At 66.0% G+C, this 18,862-nt stretch carries 16 protein-coding genes and 1 pseudogene; 9 read left to right on the top strand and 8 right to left on the bottom strand.

Annotated elements, in window-relative coordinates; translation table 11 throughout:
- The first annotated feature begins 304 nt into the window (after nt 1-304).
- Together BEK68_RS04925 and BEK68_RS04930 are read left to right on the top strand one after the other, a co-directional pair.
- The gene (locus BEK68_RS04925) at nt 305-1,159 is read left to right on the top strand and encodes a 3-hydroxybutyryl-CoA dehydrogenase (RefSeq protein ID WP_009239280.1); all 855 of its coding nucleotides are present in this window, start codon (nt 305-307) and stop codon (nt 1,157-1,159) included.
- A 156-nt stretch (nt 1,160-1,315) separates the two neighbouring features.
- Nucleotides 1,316-2,173 (top strand): PhzF family phenazine biosynthesis protein, encoded by an 858-nt coding sequence (locus tag BEK68_RS04930; RefSeq protein ID WP_009239279.1) that lies wholly within the window; start codon nt 1,316-1,318, stop codon nt 2,171-2,173.
- Nucleotides 2,174-2,190: 17 nt separating this feature from the next.
- On the opposite strand, the gene BEK68_RS04935 is transcribed toward BEK68_RS04930, so the two are convergent.
- The 5 genes and pseudogenes from BEK68_RS04935 to BEK68_RS04950 form a co-directional block, all read right to left on the bottom strand.
- Entirely contained in the window at nt 2,191-2,739 is a 549-nt protein-coding gene (locus tag BEK68_RS04935) for a GNAT family N-acetyltransferase (RefSeq protein WP_009239278.1), read from the bottom strand.
- Nucleotides 2,739-2,867 (bottom strand): annotated as a pseudogene (locus tag BEK68_RS26095) (helix-turn-helix domain-containing protein); the annotation flags it as partial. The pseudogene BEK68_RS26095 and the gene BEK68_RS04935, both read right to left, overlap by 1 nt.
- 154 nt (nt 2,868-3,021) lie before the next feature.
- Entirely contained in the window at nt 3,022-4,497 is a 1,476-nt protein-coding gene (locus BEK68_RS04940; RefSeq protein ID WP_009239277.1) for a DUF1254 domain-containing protein, read from the bottom strand.
- Nucleotides 4,498-4,706: 209 nt separating this feature from the next.
- On the bottom strand, nt 4,707-5,690 hold the full coding sequence (locus BEK68_RS04945) for an NAD(P)H-dependent flavin oxidoreductase (protein ID WP_004633634.1): 984 nt from the start codon (nt 5,688-5,690) through the stop codon (nt 4,707-4,709).
- A 101-nt stretch (nt 5,691-5,791) separates the two neighbouring features.
- The gene (locus BEK68_RS04950) at nt 5,792-6,340 is read right to left on the bottom strand and encodes a type 1 glutamine amidotransferase domain-containing protein (RefSeq protein ID WP_009239276.1); all 549 of its coding nucleotides are present in this window, start codon (nt 6,338-6,340) and stop codon (nt 5,792-5,794) included.
- 137 nt (nt 6,341-6,477) lie between these two features.
- On the opposite strand from BEK68_RS04950, the gene BEK68_RS04955 reads away from it, so the two are divergent.
- Nucleotides 6,478-7,404, top strand: coding sequence for an alpha/beta fold hydrolase (locus BEK68_RS04955; RefSeq protein ID WP_009239275.1), 927 nt, complete (start codon nt 6,478-6,480; stop codon nt 7,402-7,404).
- Nucleotides 7,405-7,413: 9 nt separating this feature from the next.
- Here the strand turns inward: BEK68_RS04955 and BEK68_RS04960 are convergent, their stop codons facing one another.
- Genes BEK68_RS04960 through BEK68_RS04970 form a run of 3 tightly spaced genes read right to left on the bottom strand, consistent with a single transcriptional unit; the run spans nt 7,414 to nt 11,137 of the window.
- Nucleotides 7,414-8,097, bottom strand: coding sequence for a Fe2+-dependent dioxygenase (locus tag BEK68_RS04960; protein ID WP_009239274.1), 684 nt, complete (start codon nt 8,095-8,097; stop codon nt 7,414-7,416).
- Nucleotides 8,088-8,858 carry a tetratricopeptide repeat protein gene (locus BEK68_RS04965; RefSeq protein WP_009239273.1) on the bottom strand — a complete coding sequence of 257 codons (771 nt, stop codon included), beginning with the start codon at nt 8,856-8,858 and terminating at the stop codon, nt 8,088-8,090. The genes BEK68_RS04960 and BEK68_RS04965 overlap by 10 nt, the downstream gene beginning before the upstream one ends.
- A complete protein-coding gene (locus BEK68_RS04970; protein WP_009277193.1) occupies nt 8,858-11,137 on the bottom strand; it encodes a TonB-dependent receptor in 2,280 nt (759 codons plus the stop codon). Before BEK68_RS04970 ends, BEK68_RS04965 begins: the two co-directional genes overlap by 1 nt.
- Before the next feature lie 274 nt (nt 11,138-11,411).
- Here BEK68_RS04970 and BEK68_RS04975 point away from each other — a divergent pair, with 274 nt between their 5' ends.
- From BEK68_RS04975 to BEK68_RS05000, 6 genes are read left to right on the top strand one after another with little or no spacing between them, the layout of a single operon-like run.
- On the top strand, nt 11,412-12,191 hold the full coding sequence (locus tag BEK68_RS04975) for an enoyl-CoA hydratase/isomerase family protein (protein ID WP_009239271.1): 780 nt from the start codon (nt 11,412-11,414) through the stop codon (nt 12,189-12,191).
- Between the two features lies 1 nt (nt 12,192).
- Nucleotides 12,193-13,965: an acyclic terpene utilization AtuA family protein gene (locus tag BEK68_RS04980; RefSeq protein ID WP_009239270.1), complete on the top strand. Its 1,773-nt coding sequence runs from the start codon at nt 12,193-12,195 to the stop codon at nt 13,963-13,965.
- Nucleotides 13,966-13,979: 14 nt separating this feature from the next.
- Nucleotides 13,980-15,134: an acyl-CoA dehydrogenase family protein gene (locus BEK68_RS04985; protein ID WP_009239269.1), complete on the top strand. Its 1,155-nt coding sequence runs from the start codon at nt 13,980-13,982 to the stop codon at nt 15,132-15,134.
- Between the two features lie 21 nt (nt 15,135-15,155).
- Nucleotides 15,156-16,043, top strand: coding sequence for an SDR family oxidoreductase (locus BEK68_RS04990; protein ID WP_009239268.1), 888 nt, complete (start codon nt 15,156-15,158; stop codon nt 16,041-16,043).
- A complete protein-coding gene (locus tag BEK68_RS04995; RefSeq protein WP_009239267.1) occupies nt 16,030-17,649 on the top strand; it encodes an acyl-CoA carboxylase subunit beta in 1,620 nt (539 codons plus the stop codon). Before BEK68_RS04990 ends, BEK68_RS04995 begins: the two co-directional genes overlap by 14 nt.
- A 49-nt stretch (nt 17,650-17,698) precedes the next feature.
- A complete protein-coding gene (locus BEK68_RS05000) occupies nt 17,699-18,856 on the top strand; it encodes an acyl-CoA dehydrogenase family protein (protein WP_009239266.1) in 1,158 nt (385 codons plus the stop codon).
- Nucleotides 18,857-18,862: the final 6 nt, after the last annotated feature.

An 18,862-nucleotide genomic window follows, 5' to 3' on the forward strand; every position in this document is an offset into this window, starting at 1 on the left:
GTTTTTGGTTTTTGGTTTTTGGTTTTTGGTTTTTTGTTTGTGGTGCATCCCTTGTTTCATCCCCTGCCGAGGCTGACTCACTTTCTTTGGCAAGACAAAGAAAAGTGAGTCGTGCCCGGCAGGGTACGAAACAGGGATGAACCACACCCGCCCGGCGGGGTGGCGCGACGCTGGTCATCATACGGCGATCCGGTGGAATGTGACGCGAGCGTCAGCCAGGCTTTTCTGCCCGTCGCTGCGTCGTTTATCCTCTGCAATCTGTTTCATCCCATCTTTCATTCCAACACCAAGCGAGGAGCAGTTCATGGCAATTCAAGTCGTCGGCATCGTCGGTGCCGGAACAATGGGCAACGGCATTGCGCAAGCGTGCGCCGTGGTCGGGCTGGATGTGGTGATGGTGGACATCAGCGATGCCGCCGTGCAGAAGGGCATTGCTACCGTGGCCGGCAGCCTGGACCGCCTCATCAAGAAGGAAAAACTGACCGAAGCCGACAAGGCCGCAGCGCTCGCCCGCATTCAGGGCTCAACTTCGTACGACGACCTCAAGCGCGCCGACCTCGTCATCGAGGCCGCCACCGAGAACTTCGACCTGAAAGTGAAGATCCTCAAGCAGCTCGAAGCTGCTGCTGCGCCGCACGCCATCGTGGCGTCGAACACGTCGTCCATCTCGATCACCAAGCTGGCCGCCGTGCTGCAAGACGCGAGCCGCTTCATCGGCATGCACTTCTTCAACCCGGTGCCGATGATGGCGCTGGTGGAAGTCATCCGTGGCCTGCAGACGAGCGATGCCACGCATGCGGCTGTCGAAGCGCTGGCCAAGCAGCTCGGCAAGACGCCGATCACGGTCAAGAACAGCCCGGGCTTTGTCGTCAACCGCATCCTGTGCCCGATGATCAACGAGGCGTTCTGCGTGCTGGGTGAAGGCTTGGCCTCGCCCGAGGAAATCGACGAGGGCATGAAGCTCGGCTGCAATCACCCGATCGGGCCGCTGGCGCTGGCCGACATGATCGGCCTGGACACCATGCTGGCCGTGATGGAAGTGCTGTACACCGAATTCGGCGACCCGAAATACCGCCCCGCCATGCTGATGCGCGAAATGGTGGCCGCCGGCTATCTCGGCCGCAAGACCGGCCGCGGCGTGTACGACTATCGCAAGTAAGCCGCGACGCTTCACGGCGTTCGCGCTGTCCGCCAACTGTCAGGCTGGATTCGCGCAAACTGTCTGCAAGTGTGCATGGAGACGGTGTAGCGGTGCGTTGATGATGACGCATCGCCACACCGTTTTTTTTTCTTCCCCAACACTTCGGACGCCACCATGTCGCGCTACGCCTTCCGCCTGCTCAACGTCTTTGCCGAATCCACTTTTGGCGGCAACCAGCTCGCCGTGTTTGAAGACGGGCACGGTCTGGACGACGCCACCATGCAGGCCATCGGACGCCAGTTCAACCTCTCCGAAATCACCTTCATCTTTCCCGATGAGGCCGACGGCGCCACGGCGCGTTTCCGCATCTTCACGCCCGATTACGAGATGCCGTTTGCCGGCCACCCGTCGCTGGGGACCGCGCAGGTAGTGCGCGAGCTGTATGGCCCCGGCAATGAACTGACGCTGCGTTGCCAGTCGGGCATCGTGTCGCTGACGGCGCAGGACGAGGGGTGGTCGCTGGTGCCGCCGCGCTCCGGCGCGTTGAACACGCGCGAAGCCGATCCGGCCGTTGCAAAGATGCTGGGGTTGGATGCGGATGCGCTGGCGGGCCCGCCGCTGTGGGTCGACGCAGGCATCGAGCAGCTGATGGTGCCGGTCAAGACGCGCGCCGATGTGGAGCGTGCCCGGCCCGACCCGTCGGCCTTCGATGTGTGGCCGCGCAGCCGCAACGACGGGCGCAACGCCTACGTGTTCACCATGCCTGCGCCCGGCAGCAATGATCCGGTGGTCTCGCGCTTCTTCTTCGAATACGGCACTGGCTTGTGGGAAGACCCGGGCACCGGTTCAGCGTGTGCCAACCTCGGCGGCTGGCTGCGCGCGACGGGCCATGCGTTGCCGGCAACCTACCGCATCGAGCAGGGCGCAGCAGTCGGGCGCCCCTGCCACCTCACGCTGCGCGTGGATGCTGACGGCACGATCCACGTCGGTGGCCGCGTGATCGAAATCGGCCGCGGCACGTTGACGATTTGATCGATCGATTTGATCGATCAGGCGGCGCTGTCTGGCGCGCAGAGCTGCTTGCAGAAGAACGTCGTCCCGCAGAATGCGCCGTCGGGCATCAGCGCGTAGTTGGGCACCACGCCCACGCGCTGCCAGCCGGCGCGTGCGTACAGCCGCTCGGCATCACCGCCCGTCACGGTGTCGAGCACGAGCACCGTCTTGCCCTCGGCGCGCGCCTCGTCTTCGATGGCGGCCATCAACCGCTGCGCTACACCCTGACGGCGCGCGCGGCGATGCACGAGCATCTTGGCGACGTCGGCGCGGTGCGGCTGGTTTTCCGGCTGCGCGAGCACCAGTTGCACGGTCCCGTGGATGGCGCCCGCCTCGTCTTCGGCAATCAGCAGAGCACGCTCGCCCCTTGCCACGCCTTCGGCCACATTCCGCCAGAATGCCCGCGCCTTGTCTTGCGACAACGGCGCCATGAAGCTGACGGACGCGCCACCCTCCACGCAATCGATGAGCACATCGGCCAATGCATCGATGCACGCGCTTGCTTCGTTGGCGCCCACGCGGCGGATGGTCAGGGTATCGATCATCAGGGCCTCCAGTGGGCGGCGGATACGGTGGTCAGTGCGACGAGGTAACGGGCCGGCCGCCGCGTGGGGTTGTGATAGACGATCGGGCAGTCCAGCCGCATGGTCAGGCAATCGCCTGCATTGAGGCGCCTGGGTCTTGCCTTGCCCAGATGGCAGAGACCATCGCGTTGACGAGGCTGGAGAACGCCCCGGTCGCATTCCGCGGCCTGCTCGAAGGACGAACCTTCGGCAAGCGCGTGGTGCGCGTGGCCGAGGCTTGATCGCGCAATTGGGGGCGACGGACTATGGGGTCGCGGCGTCGCGGCGCTGTACGGCGGGCGGCAGCCACGAAGCGTCGAGCGCCGCTTCCTTCGGCCACGTCAGTTGCAGGCGCAGGAGGAACGGGCCGGTGGGCGGCGGCAGCCAGTTGTTGCGCATGCCTTTGGGCGGCGCACGCTGGATCAGGATGTCGAGCGAGCCGTCGCGGTTCAGGCGCGGGTGGTCGGCCTCGCTCAGCATGTTGCGCAGGCCCGGGCGCTCCGCTGTGCTGCGCGGTTGCCCGCCAGGAGATAAAGCGGCGATGGCCCAGCCGGCGTTCTCGGGCGGGAGCTGGTTGCGCTCGAAGTGCAATACGTAGCGGTGCGTGCTGTCCAGCGCAATGCCGTTGGTGTCGGTCTTGGCGGTGGCAATGAGCATGTCCTGCGGCAGGTCGGTGCCGCCGCCGTTCCAAGCGACGATGGCGCGCTGCGCGTAGTCCAGCCCATAGGCACCGACCATGCGCGGGATGAACCAGCCGTTTTGCGTGATGGGCGGCTGCTTCACGGCCAGCGAGAGGGTTTCCCGCGCGGCCGCCACGCCGCCATCCATCGCCTTCAGATTGGCGGCGGTCACGGCCTTGGCGTCGAACGGCGCACCGGGCACGATGCCCAGATCACGCAGCGATTGCAGCATTGTCGAGTCGGCCGCGTGCGGTGGATTGTCTTTCAGCAGTTCGGCAAAGCGCGTGAAGTAACTGTTCGCATCCAGTGCGGTGACGCGGCGGCGCGCCGCGTCCATGCTGACGTCGAGGTCTGTGGCCTTGTCCGTGTTCACCTTAGTTTCGGCTTCGGCGTCGCGCAGGGAAGTTTTGCCGAAGGCGTCCAGCGGGGTGATGCGGTAGCGGTCCTGTACGCGGCGTGCGGCGGTCAGGTCGCGCGGGCCAGCCACCTGCGTCCGTGCTACCACCCAGACGAGGCTGGTCGGCGCGGCAATCTGTTTGACGCCCGTGGGCAGCGTGCCCTCCCAACCCGGCGGCGTGATGGCGTAGTGCGCGGCACGCGCCCCGGTGGTGCGGTTGCCGAGCGATTCGAACACGTCGTTCCACCCGTCGTGCAGCGCCACCCAGAGGTGTCGGCGCCCGGCGTCGGGCAGGCTCAGGACGACCGGGCCGTTACGCAAATCGACGAAGGCGCTGCTGGCGAGCACGTCCACGCGGGCGCGCACACCGGTGGGCAGGGCTTCGTCCTCCAGCGTGCGCTGATGCATGAACGTGCCGGCGGGCGCCAGCGCAGACGTGGTTTGCAGCAGCGCGTCGGTCATCATCAACGGAAACGCGTAGACATAGGCCGAGCGAACGAGCGCTTCGTTCGGCTTCGGAAGACGTTGTTCTATGGGCGCCGTGGCCGCGGCGTTCTGGGTGGAGCAGCCGGCCAGGCCCAGGGTAAGCGCCGAGGCCACCACGCTCAGCGCCACGGCCGCCCGCTTGGTAAGCAGGCGCACCGGCGCAGGGCAGTGCGTCATCTTGTTCTCCTTTGTCGTCGGTGCGCGCAACAGGAAAGCAGACGCCTGTCGGACATCCCCCCAAGGATGCTTGCGCATACGGTTGCGCGGTGGCCGATCCGTGGCTCCACGCATGTCGTGTCTTGAATCTTTGGAATGTAGAAGCGCCGCCAGCGCAAGTCAATTGAAGTGCAGCGGGGCACGCACGCGTGGCTCGGTGCAGGCCGCTTCTAGAGGCGCAGGTGCAGCGCAAGACGCAACTTTGCCGCGTCGTACTCGGCCTTCATGCGCGCCACGATTTCAGCGGCGGGCGGCAGATCGGCAATCTGACCCACGCCCTGGCCGGCACCCCAGATGTCTTTCCACGCCTTGGCGCGCGAGCTGCCGTCGCCAAAGTTCATTTTCGATTTATCCGCCTCGGGCAGGGCGGCCGGGTCCAGGCCGGCCAATTCGATGCTTTCGCGGATGTAGTTGCCGTGCACACCAGTGAAGAGGTTGGTGTAGACGATGTCCGACGCGGCCGCGCGCAGGATGGCTTGCTTGTAGCTTTCGGCGGCGTGGGCCTCCTGGCTGGCGATGAAGCGTGTGCCAATGTAGGCGAAGTCGGCGCCCATGGCCTGCGCGGCCAGGATGGCGTCGCCCGTGGCAATGGCGCCCGACAGCGCGATCGGCCCGTCGAAGATGCGCCGCACCTCGCCCACCAGCGCAAAGGGCGAGAGCGTACCGGCATGCCCACCGGCACCCGCAGCCACCAGGATCAGCCCGTCGACGCCGGCTTCCAGCGCCTTTTCCGCATGGCGCAGATTGATCACGTCGTGCAGCACGATGCCGCCGTAGCTGTGCACGGCATCGAGGATCTCCTTGACCGGCGCACGCAGCGACGTGATGAAGATCGGCACCTTGTGCTTGACGCACGTGGCCACGTCCTGCTCCAGCCGCGCGTTTGAGTGGTGCACGATTTGATTGACGGCGATCGGTCCCACCACAGCGTCCGGATGCGCGGCGCGGTATGCAGCGAGGTCCTCGTTCATCTGCGTGAGCCACGCGTCCAGCACCTCGGCTGGGCGCGCGTTGAGCGCCGGAAACGCCCCGACGATGCCGGCCTTGCATTGCGCCAGCACCAGCTCCGGGTAGCTGACGATGAACATCGGCGAACCGATCACGGGCAGCGTCAGGTGCTGCAGCACGGGCGGCAGGTGCTTGGCGGCGGGCATGGCGTCTCCTGGTTTGGCAAACCGGCACAACAGGGGCAGAGCATGTTGATCGATTATAGGAACGATCCCGCACCCCGCCGTGCGCGGTCACCCCACCGGGCTCAGACGTGGGCGTGCTGCGCCAGCAGTTCGATGAAGGTGCGGTTGAAGGCGGGCAGGTCATCGGGTTTGCGGCTGCTGACCCAGTTGCGGTCGGTCACCACTTCACGGTCCACCCACATGCCGCCGGCATTGCGGATGTCGTCCTGCAGCGTCGGCCAGCTCGTCAGCGTGCGGCCACGCACCAGGCCGGCAGACACCATCAGCCACGGCCCGTGGCAAATCACGGCGATGGGCTTTTGCGCGCGCTCGAACGCTTTCACGAATGCCTGTGCGGCCGGCACGACGCGCAGTGCGTCGGCGTTGAAGACCCCGCCGGGCAGCACCAGGCCATCGAAGTCGTCAGCCTTGGCCTGATCCAGCGTCAGGTTCACCTTGAAGGTGTCGCCCTTGGTGGCGTGGTGCAGGCCCGTCACGCTGGGGCCTTTCGGCGCAATGATGCTGACCGTGGCACCGGCGCCTTCCAGCGCTTGCTTAGGGCTGGCCAGCTCGGCCTGCTCGAACAGGTCGTCGACGAGAATGGCGATGCGCATGTCATGCAATGGGGTCATGGCGAACTCCGTGTCAGGGGAAACCAAAAGAAGGGAACGGCAGCGGACGGTTCCGCAACGCACGTGCCCGCTCTGCGCTAGCATGCGGAGCATTCGCCACGCATCACTTCAATCACGACCGATCACCGGAGACCCGCATGACCACGCCGCTTTCCATCGATGCCGCCACCGCTGCCGCAGATGCCGCGCTGTTTCCCGGCTTTCGTCCGTTCCGCCAGATGGCCAACGGGGTGGAGATCGCGGGGGTGATCGGCGGCAGCGGACCGCCGCTGCTGCTGCTGCATGGCCATCCGCAAAGCCATATGATCTGGCATAAGGTGGCGCGCGAATTGGCGCACGATTACACGGTCGTCGCGACCGATCTGCGCGGCTATGGCGCCTCGTCCAAGCCGGCTGGCAGCGCCCGGCACGCCGAATACAGCAAGCGCACCATGGCGCAGGACCAGGTGGAGGTGATGCGTGCGCTCGGCTTCGGCCGCTTCCGGCTGTGCGCGCATGATCGCGGGGCGCGTGTGGCGCATCGGCTGTGTGTCGATCATCCCCTCCACGTCGAGCGCGCCATGCTGCTCGACATCGCCCCCACGCTGGCAATGTACGAGCACACCGACATGGCGTTTGCGTCCGCCTACTGGCATTGGTTCTTCCTGATCCAGCCGTCGCCGTTTCCCGAGACGCTCATCAACGCCACGCCCGATTTCTACATCGGCAAGCTGATGGGCCTGCGCCATGCGGGCCTCGAACCGTTCGCCCCGGAGGCCATGGCGACCTACGCCGCCGCCATGCGCGAACCCGCCTGCGTGCACGCCATGTGCGAGGACTATCGTGCCGCCGCCACCATCGACCTCGAACACGATCGTGCCGACCGCGATGCCGGCAAGCGCGTGAGCGTGCCGCTTCGTGTGCTGTGGGGCGAGCATGGCGTGATCCAACGCTGCTTCAAGCCGTTGGAGTTGTGGAAAGCGGTGGCGGACAACGTGAGCGGCGGCACGGTGCCGTGCGGGCACTACGTGCCGGAGGAAGCCCCGGAGGCCTTGCTCGAGGAGATGCGCGCGTACTTCGCCTGAGGCGACCGTTCAGGCGTCGGCCCACTCCCGCAGCAGGTTGTGATACGTCCCCGTCAACGCAATGACGGACGGGTCGTCCTGCCCCAGCAGCCCCATCAGCCGCTGCAGTTCCGTGTCCATCTGGAACAGCAGCGTGCGATGCGCGTCGCTGCGCACCATGCTCTGCAGCCAGAAGAACGAGCAAACGCGCGCACCGCGCACAACCGGTGTCACGCGGTGCAGGCTGCTGCTGGGGTAGAGCACCATGTCGCCAGCGGCAAGCTTGACGCGGTGTTCGCCGAAGGTGTCGTCGATCACGAGTTCGCCGCCGTCGTAGTCTTCGGGCTCGGTCAGGAACAGCGTGCAGGAGAGGTCGCTGCGGATGCGGAAAGCGGTGCCGCGCAGATGGCGCACGGCGTTGTCGACGTGGTTGCCGAAGGTCTGGCCGCCCGCGTAGCGGTTGAACAGCGGCGGAAACACCTTGAGCGGCAACGCAGCCGAGAAGAACAGCGTATTGGCAGACAGCGCATCCTGGATCAAGGTGCCGACCTGGCGCGCAGCCAGCGAGCCTTCGGGCAGTTGCATGTTGTGCTTTACCTGGCCGGACTGCGCGCCGGCCGTGACCTTGCCGTCCACCCACTCGGCAGCGTCGATCGTGGCGCGGCACTGCGCGACCTGTTCCTTGGTGAGCACGGCGGAAATCTTCAGCAACATAACGATGGGGTTTTCAGCACGTCGGCCAACGCGCGCAAACGCACATCGGGATGACCGGCGAGAAAGTCATGCGCTTTCGCAAGAAAGGTCGGGGTGGCGGTGCGCGGCACCGCCTGCATCCAGCCGAGGGCATCGTCTGCGTGATTCGCGAGGGCGAGCAGGCGTGCTGCGTTGAACTGGCCGCGGAAGTCGCCGCCCGCTGCGGCGCGCAGGTAGCAGCGCAGGGCCATCGCCGTGTCCGCCTCGACTTCCCAGCCGTCTTCATAGAAGCCCCCCAGCACGTTGATCGACTTGGCGTGCCCTTGTGCGGCCGCCGCTTGGAACAGTGCAAACGCGCGGGCGCGGTCCGCCGGGATGCCGCGCCCGAGTTGCAGGCGTGTTGCGTAGTTGTACTGGCCCCAGTCGAGGCCAGCATCGGCGGCGCGGGCGTACCAGTGCGTGGCGGTCTTGTCGCAGGCGGGCGCGCCCCAGCCGTGCTCATAGCAGCGGCCCAGCATGTTGGCGGCCATCGCGTGGCCCGACAGCGCGGCCGTCTTGAACCAGAACAACGCTTCGGCCGGGTTGCGTTCAACACCGCGGCCATCGAGCAGCCATTGGCCGAAGATGGCCTGCGCTTCCGTGTGCCCGCGCCGGGCGGCTGCCGCCAGCCAGCGCGCGGCGCGGTCAGCGGGGCCGGTGAGCACGGCGTGGATGGCATCGACCACCGCAGGATCGGCTGCGGTGGCTCCGGCGGCTGCGGCGGTTGCAGCGTCGGCCGGCATCAGTAGCGAATGCCCAGCGTCAGGATGGCCGTGCGGCCCGGTGCCAGCGATGCGTAATGCGATGCATACGCCTGATTGAAGTACACCTTGTCGAACACGTTCTGCACATTCAGCTGCAACGTGGTGTGCTTGTCGATGCGGTAGGCGGCCATGGCGTCAAAGCGCCAGTAGGCCGGCACCCACTTCGGGTTGGCGGGGTTGGCGCTGCCCCACACCTTCGAGACGTAATACGCGCCGCCGCCGAGCGTGAGCTTCGGCATCGGCTGATAGGTCGTCCACAGGCTGAAGCTGTTCTTTGGCGTGTTGGGGAAGGCCGTTCCGTTGGTGCCGCCAAAGGCTGCGCCTGCGCCGCCGTTGTTGCGCAGTTCGCTCTTCAGATACGTGTAGCCTCCGAACACCTGCCAGCGGTTGGTCAGCGCGCCCGACCAGCCCAGCTCGAAGCCATCGACGCGCTTGTTGCCCGCCATGGCGGCGGTGCCGTCCTGCTGCACGATGCGGGCGTTGGTCGTCTCGATCCGGAAGATCGCGGCCGTCAGTGCCAGCTTGCTGTCGAGCACGTTCCACTTGGTGCCGAGTTCGTAGGCGCGGTTCTTTTCCGGAGCGAGCACGTCCCCGCGATTGCTGGAGCGGTCAGGCGTGAGCGCGCTTGTATCGGCACCCTGGCCCGCCACCGAGCCCGACGGCGTCGACGATGTGCCGTACGCCAGATAGATGCTGCCGTTCTGCGCAGGCTTGAACACGAGGCCGAGCTGGTAGTTCAGCAGGTTGTCGTCGCGCGAGAAGCTCGAACGCACGCCCTGCGCATTCGCCGACGTGGTGGCCGATGCCGAATAGCGATCAAAGCGCAGCCCGCCGTTGACTTGCCACCGTGGCGACAGCTCGACCGTGTCGAATACGTAGGCCGACTGCGTGCGCACCGTCGTCTCTGCTGGATTGTTGTTGAGCCTGATGCCGCCGGCCCAGGGGTCGTTCGGGTTTGGGTTGAAGAGATCTGCGCAGTTGTAGCCGCCCGCCGCGCCGATGCCGTTGGGGCAGCGGTTGCTGCCGGTGGCCACGGCGTAGGTGTCGTTGCTGCTGCGCTCGCGCGAGAACTCCAGGCCGGCCGCATAGCTGTGCTTGAGGCCACCGGTGTCGAACTTGCCGGTCGCTTCCGTCTGGTTGGCGACGGTGTTGGCCACCGAAGAGCGCGAATTGGTGCGGCGCCAGACCATGCCGTAATAGATGTTGCCCTGGCTGTCGTCGGGCTGCGTCCAGATGGTGTCCTGGCTCGTGCGGGCAATGCGCATGGTGTTGCGCAGCTTCAGCGCGCTCGACACATCGTGCTCCAGCGTGAAGGTGCCCATGTCGACGCGGTCGCGGCGGAAGTCGCGCGACAGGCCGTAGTAGACGTTGCGGTCGACATTCACGGGCGCGCCGTCGCCGGGGCCGAACAGTTGCGGGCGGCCGTCGGTGCGGCGGTTGAACGTGCCGTTGTTGTATGGAATGCCCGTGTCTGGCGTGTCGTTCGATTGCAGGTGGTAGTACGACAGCGTGGCGCGCGTGGGCGTACCGAGCCCAACGGCGATGGACGGCGCGATGCCCCAGCGGCTGAAGCTCGTCACGTCACGGCCGGCAACGGCGGCGTCGTGCGCCATCGCGTTCAGGCGGAACGCGGCGTGCTCGCCGATCTGGTAGTTGCCGTCGGCCGTGGCCCGCTTGTACGCCGCGTTGCCGACCGACAGCGTGCCCTCGGTGAAGTGCTCAAGCTTGGGCGTCTTGGTGAGGATGTTGACCGCCCCGCCTGCCGCGCCGCGGCCTTCATACGCACCCGACGGGCCCTTGATGACTTCCACCGATTCCACGTTGAACATTTCGCGCGATTGCGCACCGATGTCGCGCAGCCCGTCGAGGAAGGTACTGGCCTGCGCGTCGTAGCCGCGGATGAACGGGCGATCACCGACGGGGTTGCCGCCTTCGCCGGCGCCAAATGCGATGCCCGGCACCGTGCGCAGCGCCTCGGTGAGTGTGACGGAGCCGGTGCCCTGCAATACCTCTGCGGGGATCACCGTGACGGACTTGGGCGTATCGAGCAGCGGCGCGGTGAATTTGCCGCCCGAGGCCGCATCCGCCTTGAACCCGTTGGTGCCGGTGACGGTTTGCTCGGGCAGGGTGGCGGACACGGCGTCTTTCTTCGTGTCGGCCAGTGCCGGCGCCGAAACCACGGCGAAGCTCATCGCGCCGGTCAGATAACCCACCACCGAATGTTCGGTGCGCTTGCGTTCGATCTGTGCTGCGGACATGACGTGGTGACACTCCCCTGAAAGTTTTTGCCACATGTTTTTTGTAAATGAGAATTGTTATCGTTCAAATGTGAGCGAGTCAACGCGTCGGCTGGCGAATTGCTTACGGCCGCAGTGGGATCGTCATATAAATCATGGGGTTATGACGATCCGGCTTCGCTGTAGAAAATCGTTGAGGACCCACAGCACGCGAACGCTTCCATTTTTTCAATCAAATGATTTAGTATTGCCGGGCAGGCTGTCCAACCGAATTCCCTTTCAAGGCGAGCGTCGCGTGAGCACGGACCCGGAACTCCTCATCGAGCGGCGCGGCCAAGCGCTGTGGCTGACCATCCAGCGCGAAGACCGCCGCAACGCGATCAACGCCGCCGTGCTGGAAGCGCTGACTGCCGCGCTGGTCGACGCCGGCCGTGACGCCGCCGTGCGGGCCGTGGTGCTGACCGGCACCGGCACGCGTGCCTTCTGTGCCGGCGCCGATCTGCAGACCGGACAGTCCTTCCGCTTCGACTATTCCCAGCCGTACCAAGCCCTGGCGGATCTGTTTCGCCAGGCGCGCCGCTGCACCGTGCCGCTCATCGCCCGCGTGAATGGCGCTTGCATGGCGGGCGGCATGGGTTTGCTGGCGATGTGCGATCTGGCGGTGGCAAGCCACAGCGCCACGTTCGGCTTGCCGGAGGTGAAGGTCGGCGTGTTTCCCGCCCAGGTGCTGGCCGTGCTGCAGCACCAGTTGCCACGCCGCGTGCTGAACGAGTTGTGCTTGACGGGCGAACCGATGAACGCAGACCGCGCGCTCGCCGCTGGCCTCGTCAACGAAGTCACCGAGCCCGAAGCGCTTGATGGGGCTGTCGATGCATTGCTTGCGCGGCTGGTCGACAAATCGCCGTCGGCCATCCGGCGCGGCCTGTACACGCTCAAGCACGTGGAATCGCTCAGCTTCGAGCAGGCCATGGCCTTTACCGAAAGCCAGATCGGTCTGTTTGCGTTGACCGAAGACGCGCAGGAAGGCCAAGCCGCCTTTCGCGAAAAGCGCGCCCCGAACTGGAGGGGCCGCTGACATGCGCAATGACACCGTTTCCATCGGCGGGGCCAGCGGCTTCTGGGGCGACAGCGTGACCGGGCCGCTGCAGCTGGTGGCCTCCGGCCGTCTCGACTTCCTCGTCTTCGATTACCTGGCCGAGCTGACCATGTCGTTGCTGGCCAGCGCGCGCATGAAGAACGCTGAGTTGGGTTACGCCACCGACTTTGTGAGCGTGGCGATGCGCGCGGTGCTCAAGGATGCGCTGGCGCAGAACATCCGCATCATCGCCAACGCGGGGGGCGTGAACCCACGCGGATGTGCGGCGGCGCTGCAAGCCTTGGCCGCTGAGTTGGGCGTGAGCGTGCGCATTGCCGTGGTGGAAGGCGACGATGTCATGGCGCTGCTGCCTGCCTTGCGCGGCGAAGGCGTGCGCGAACTACAGAGCGCACGCCCATTGCCCGACAAGGTGGTGAGTGCCAACGCGTACCTCGGTGCGTTGCCGATCAAAGCGGCGCTCGATGCCGGCGCGCAGGTGGTCATCACTGGCCGCTGTGTCGATAGCGCGGTTACCCTGGGCGCCTTGATGCACGCGTTCGAGTGGCGTGCCGACGACTACGATCGGCTCGCCGCCGGCAGCCTCGCCGGGCACATCCTTGAGTGCGGCTGCCAGGGTGCGGGCGGTCTGCACACCGATTGGGAAGCCGTGCCCGACTGGGCGCACAGCGGCTACCCGATCGCCGAATGCCGGGCCGACGGCAGCTTCATCGTCACCAAGCCCGACGGCACGGGCGGGCTGGTGACGACTGCGACCGTGGGCGAACAACTGCTCTACGAAATCGGCGACCCCGCGCGCTATGTGTTGCCCGACGTCGTTTGCGACTTCACGCACGTGACGATGACGCTGGCCGGCGAGCATCGCGTGGAAGTGCGCGGCGCACGCGGTCGTGCGCCCACGCCCGATTACAAGGTGAGCGCAACGTATGCCGATGGCTATCGCGCGACCGGTCAGCTCACCATTGTCGGCATCGACGCCGACCGCAAGGCGCGCCACACAGCCGAGGCGATTCTGGAGCGCACGCGCGGCCTGTTCCGCCAGCTCGGTCTGCCGGACTACAGCGCAACGCATATCGAGACGCTCGGGTCGGCGTATCTGTTCGGGCCGCATCAGCCGAACGTGCCCCGTTTCGAATCGGTGATGTGGCTGGCGGTGACGCATCCGAACAAGCAGGCATTGGACCTGTTCGCGCGCGAGATCGCCCCGGCCGGCACGTCGTGGGCGCCCGGCACGACTGGCGCCGGCGGGCGGCCCAGCGTGGTGCCGGCCATCAAGCAATACGCTTTTTTGATCGACAAGGCACGCGTCCAGGCGCGCGTGACGTTGCTGGGTGAGGAGGGCTTCGACATTGCCGTGCCAACGGGTGGCGCCGCGCTTGAACCATCCGCTGCGGCGCAGGGCTCCCTTGCATTGCCTCCCGGCCCGACGCGCGAGGTGTCTCTCATCGAACTCGCCTATGCCCGCAGCGGCGACAAGGGCGACACTTCCAATATCGGCGTCATCGCGCGTCGGCCCGAAGACCTGCCGCTGCTGCGCGCGCAACTGACGGAAGATGCCGTCGCGGCGTACCTCGCGCACGTCGTGAAAGGGCGCGTGACGCGGTACGACTTGCCCGGCATCCACGCGCTCAATTTCGTGTGCGAACAGGCGTTGGGCGGTGGCGGCATGGCATCGCTGCGCAATGATCCGCTCGGCAAGGGCATGGCGCAGGTGCTGCTGACGATGCCGGTGCGCGTGCCGGTCAACCACCCTTGATTGACGAGGCGATCATGCTTTCAGGTTTGCTCCCGTCTGCCCGCTTCGATGCCGATCACGATACCTTTCGCGAGACGGTGCGCCGCTTTGTCGACAAGGCCGTGCTGCCGCACATCGATGCGTGGGAAGAGGCCGAGACGTTTCCGCGTGCGCTGTATCGCGAAGCGGCCGACCTTGGCTTGCTCGGCATTGGTTTCCCCGAGGAATACGGTGGCACGCCGGGCGACCTGTTTCTTGAACTGGCGATGATCGAAGAGCTGACGCGAGCGGCCAGCGGCGGTCTACTCGCATCGCTGTTCAGCCATACGATCGGTGCGCCGCCCATCGTGGCGGGCGGATCGGCCGAGCTGAAGGCGCGCGTGTTGCCGGCGATTCTGTCGGGCGAGAAGATCAGCGCGCTTGCCATCACCGAGCCTTCGGGCGGCTCGGATGTCGCCAGCCTCACCACACGCGCGGTGCGCGACGGCGATCACTACGTCGTCTCCGGCAGCAAGATCTTCATCACCTCCGGCATGCGCGCCGATTACATCACCGTGGCCGTGCGCACCGGCGAGGCGGGCGCGGGCGGCATCTCCGTGCTGCTGGTGGAGGGCGATACGCCTGGGCTGTCGCGCACGCCGCTCAAGAAGATGGGCTGGTGGTGCTCTGACACGGCGCAACTGCATTTCGACAACTGCCGCGTGCCGGTCGGCAACCTGCTCGGCGCGGAAAACCGCGGTTTCGAGCTGGTGATGCGCAACTTCAACCACGAACGCCTCGCGCTGGCGATGCAGGCCTACGGCCTGGCGCGCACGTGTCTGATCGAAGCCGTGGAATGGGCCACCCAGCGCGAGACCTTCGGCAAGCGCCTCGTGCAGCACCAGGTGGCGCGCCAGAAGCTGGTGGCGATGGCCACGCGCATCGAAGCCACCCGGGCGTTGCTGGAAGACCTGATGCGGCGCATGCAGGCCGGCGATTCTCCGGTCGCGCAGCTGTGCATGCTGAAAAATTTCGCAACGCAGAGCTTGCAGTTCTGCGCGGACACGGCCGTGCAACTGCTTGGCGGTATGGGCTTCATGCGCGGCACCAAGTCGGAGCGCATCTATCGTGAAGTGAAGGTCTACATGATCGGCGGCGGCGCGGAGGAAGTTCTCAGCGACCTTGCCGCGCGCCAACTCGGCTGGACCTAACGCGCATTCAGGGAGAGAACCATGTATCGCTCAGTCTTTCGACCGGGGCTGTTCCAGGGGCAGGTGGCCGTGGTGACGGGTGGCGGCAGCGGCATCGGCCGGTGTACTGCGCATGAGTTGGCGTCGCTGGGTGCGGCGGTCGCGTTGGTGGGGCGCAACGCAGAGAAGCTCGCCGCCGTGCGCACGGAGATCGTTGAAGCGGGCGGCACCGCGCACGCCTACGTCTGCAACATCCGCGACGAGGCTGCCGTGCAAGCCACCGTCGCGCAAATCTACGGCGAGCACGGCCGCATCGACGCGCTCGTCAACAACGCGGGCGGGCAGTTTCCCTCGCCGCTCAAGGACATTTCCGCCAAGGGCTGGGAAGCCGTCGTGCAGACGAACCTGACCGGCGGCTTCCTGATGGCGCGCGAGTGCCTCAACCAGGCGATGCAGCAGCGCGGCGGCGCCATCGTCAATATCGTGGCGGACATGTGGGGCGGCATGCCCAACATGGGCCACTCCGGCGCCGCGCGGGCGGGCATGGTGAACTTTACGGAGACGGCCGCATTCGAGTGGGCGCAATACGGCGTGCGCGTGAACGCGGTAGCGCCGGGCTACGTCGCGTCGTCGGGCATGGATGCGTATCCGCCGTGGATGGCCGAGACCATCCGCAGCATGCCGTCGACGGTGCCGCTCGGGCGCTTTGCCACCGAGGCGGAAGTGTCTTCGGCCATCGTGTATCTGCTCTCGGAAGCCGCGGCATTCATTACCGGCACGACGTTGCGCGTGGACGGCGGCCGCCCGAACGTGCGGCCCGGTTCGCCCATGCCGGCTCCGCGTCATGGTGCCGAGCCGTTCAACGGCTTCCACCTGGCCGTGACGCCCAAGGTGCTGCAAGGCGAGGAGGACCGCCATGCCGGCGCTTGAATCGCGCATCGTGCCGCAGAGCGACGCGTATCGGCAGAACCATGCCGCGCTCACGGAACTCGTCGGCCGGTTGCGCACGTTGGAAGATCGCACACGCGACAAGTCCGAAGCCTCGCGCGCCCGCTTCGAGCAGCGCGGTCAACTCCTGCCGCGCGACCGGCTTGGCCGCCTGCTCGACGCCGGCGCGCCGTTTCTTGAGCTATCCACGCTGGCGGGCTTTTGCCTCGACCACGCAGACCCGGCGCGCTCGATTCCTGGCGGCGGCTTCATCGCGGGCATCGGCTGGGTGAGCGGTGTGCGCGCGATGATCATTGTCGACGACGCGGGCATCGACGCAGGGGCCGTGCAGCCGATGGGCATCGAGAAGTTCCAGCGTGCCCAGGCCATTGCGCTGGAGCAGAAGCTGCCGTTCATCCACCTTGTCGAATCGGCCGGCGCCAACCTGCTGACGTATCGCGTGGAGACCTTCATCCACGGCGGCAGCGGCTTTTACTGGCTCGCGCGGCTGTCGGCGGCGGGCATTCCGGTGATCAGCGTGGTGCATGGGTCCAGCACGGCGGGCGGCGCCTACATGCCGGGCCTGTCGGACTACGTGGTGATGGTGCGCGACCGGGCGCGCGCGTTCCTCGCCGGGCCGCCGTTGCTGAAAGCGGCCACGGGCGAGATCGCCACCGAAGAGGAACTGGGCGGTGCGGAGATGCACGCCACCACTTCGGGCCTGGCCGAATACCTGGCCGAAGACGATGCGGATGCACTGCGCATCGCGCGCGAACTTGTGGCCGCGCTCGACTGGAACCGCGATGTGCCGGCACCGGACAGGCCCTATGCGCCGCCGCGCTTCGATGCAGAAGAACTGCTTGGCATTGCGCTGACCGATCATCGCAAACCGCTGGACATGCGCGAGGTCATTGCACGCTTTGCCGATGGATCGGATTTTCTGGAGTTCAAGCCTGACTATGGCCCCGGCACGATCACGGGGCATGCGGCCATCTGTGGCATGCGCGTCGGCGTCATCACAAACAACGGGCCGCTGGACCCGGCGGGCGCGACCAAGGTGGTGCATTTCATTCAGGTGTGCTGCCAGTCCGACACGCCGCTGCTGTATCTGCAAAACACCACCGGTTTCATCGTCGGCAAGGCGTCGGAACAGGCCGGCATGATCAAGCACGGCTCGAAGACGATCCAGGCCATGGCCAACGCCACCGTGCCGCGCATCACCGTGCATTGCGGCGCGTCGTTTGGCGCGGGCAACTACGGCATGTCGGGGCGCGGCTTCTTTCCGGATTTTTGCTTCAGCTGGCCCAACGCCAAGACGGCTGTGATGGGCGCCGAGCAGGCCGCCGGAACGATGGCGACGGTCATGGCCGCGAGCATGCAACGCAAGACGCAGACCGTCGACCATGACGCCATTGAAGCGATGCGCGCCAAGGTGATCGACACGTTCGAGCGGCAGTCCGATGCATTCACCGTTTCGGGCCGATTGCTGGACGACGGCGTGATCGACCCGCGCGACACACGCAAGGTGCTGGCCTGCGTGCTCGGGGTGTGCGACGAAGCGCGCCGCCGCACGTTGCATCCGATCCAGTTTGGCGTTGCGCGCCCGTAGCCATCCCGACCCATACACGAACAGCCCAGGACAACCGGAGCGAGACACCATGCACTTCACCCACGAGCACCAGGAACTGCAGCGCAACCTGAAACGCTTCATCGACAGCGACATCAACCCGTACGTCGATGAATGGGAAGCGGCGGAGATGTTTCCCGCCAAGCAGCTCTTCAAGAAGATGGGCGAGTTGGGCTTTCTCGGCATCGCCAAGCCGACCGAGTTTGGCGGCCTGGGGCTCGACTATTCGTATGCGATGGCGATGGCCGAGACGCTGGGGCACATCCACTGCGGCGGCGTGCCGATGGCGATTGGCGTGCAGACCGACATGGCGACGCCCGCGCTCGCACGCTTCGGTTCGGACGAGCTGCGCGCACAGTTTCTCGCCCCCGCCATCAGCGGCGATGCGGTGGCGTGCGTTGGCGTATCGGAGCCGAGCGCTGGCTCCGATGTGGCAAGCATCAAGACCACGGCGCGCAAGGACGGCGACGACTACATCATCAACGGCAGCAAGATGTGGATCACCAACAGCCTACAGGCCGACTGGATGTGCTTGCTGGCCAACACGTCGGACGACCCCGCCCACCGCAACAAGTCGCTCATCATCGTGCCGATGAACACGAAGGGCGTGTCGGTCGGCAAGAAGATCCGCAAGATCGGCATGAATTCGTCGGACACGGGCCTCATCTATTTTGACGATGTGCGCGTGCCACAGCGCTATCGCATCGGCGAGGAAGGCAAGGGCTTCACGTACCAGATGCTGCAATTCCAGGAAGAGCGCCTGTGGGCCGCGGCCAGCAGCCTGGCGACGATGACGATGTGCATCGAGACCACCGCCGAGTACGCACGCGAGCGCAAGCTCTTCGGCGCCAGCCTGCTCGACAACCAGTGGGTGCACTTCAAGCTGGCCGAGCTGAAGACGGAAGTGGAAGCGCTGCGTGCGCTCACGTATCGCGCGTGCGATCTGTACATCCAAGGGCAGGACGTGACGGAGCTGGCATCGATGGCCAAGCTCAAGGCCGGGCGCCTCGCGCGCATCGTGCCTGATGCCTGCCTGCAGTTCTGGGGCGGCATGGGCTTCACGTGGGACAACCCGGTCTCGCGCTATTACCGCGACGGGCGCCTGGGCTCGATTGGCGGCGGTGCGGACGAGGTGATGCTCGGCATCATCTGCAAGTACATGAACACGCTGCCGGGCAAGAAGGGCTGAAAGATG

It is taken from the genome of Ralstonia pickettii (genome assembly GCF_001699815.1).
Taxonomy (GTDB): Bacteria; Pseudomonadota; Gammaproteobacteria; order Burkholderiales; family Burkholderiaceae; genus Ralstonia; species Ralstonia thomasii.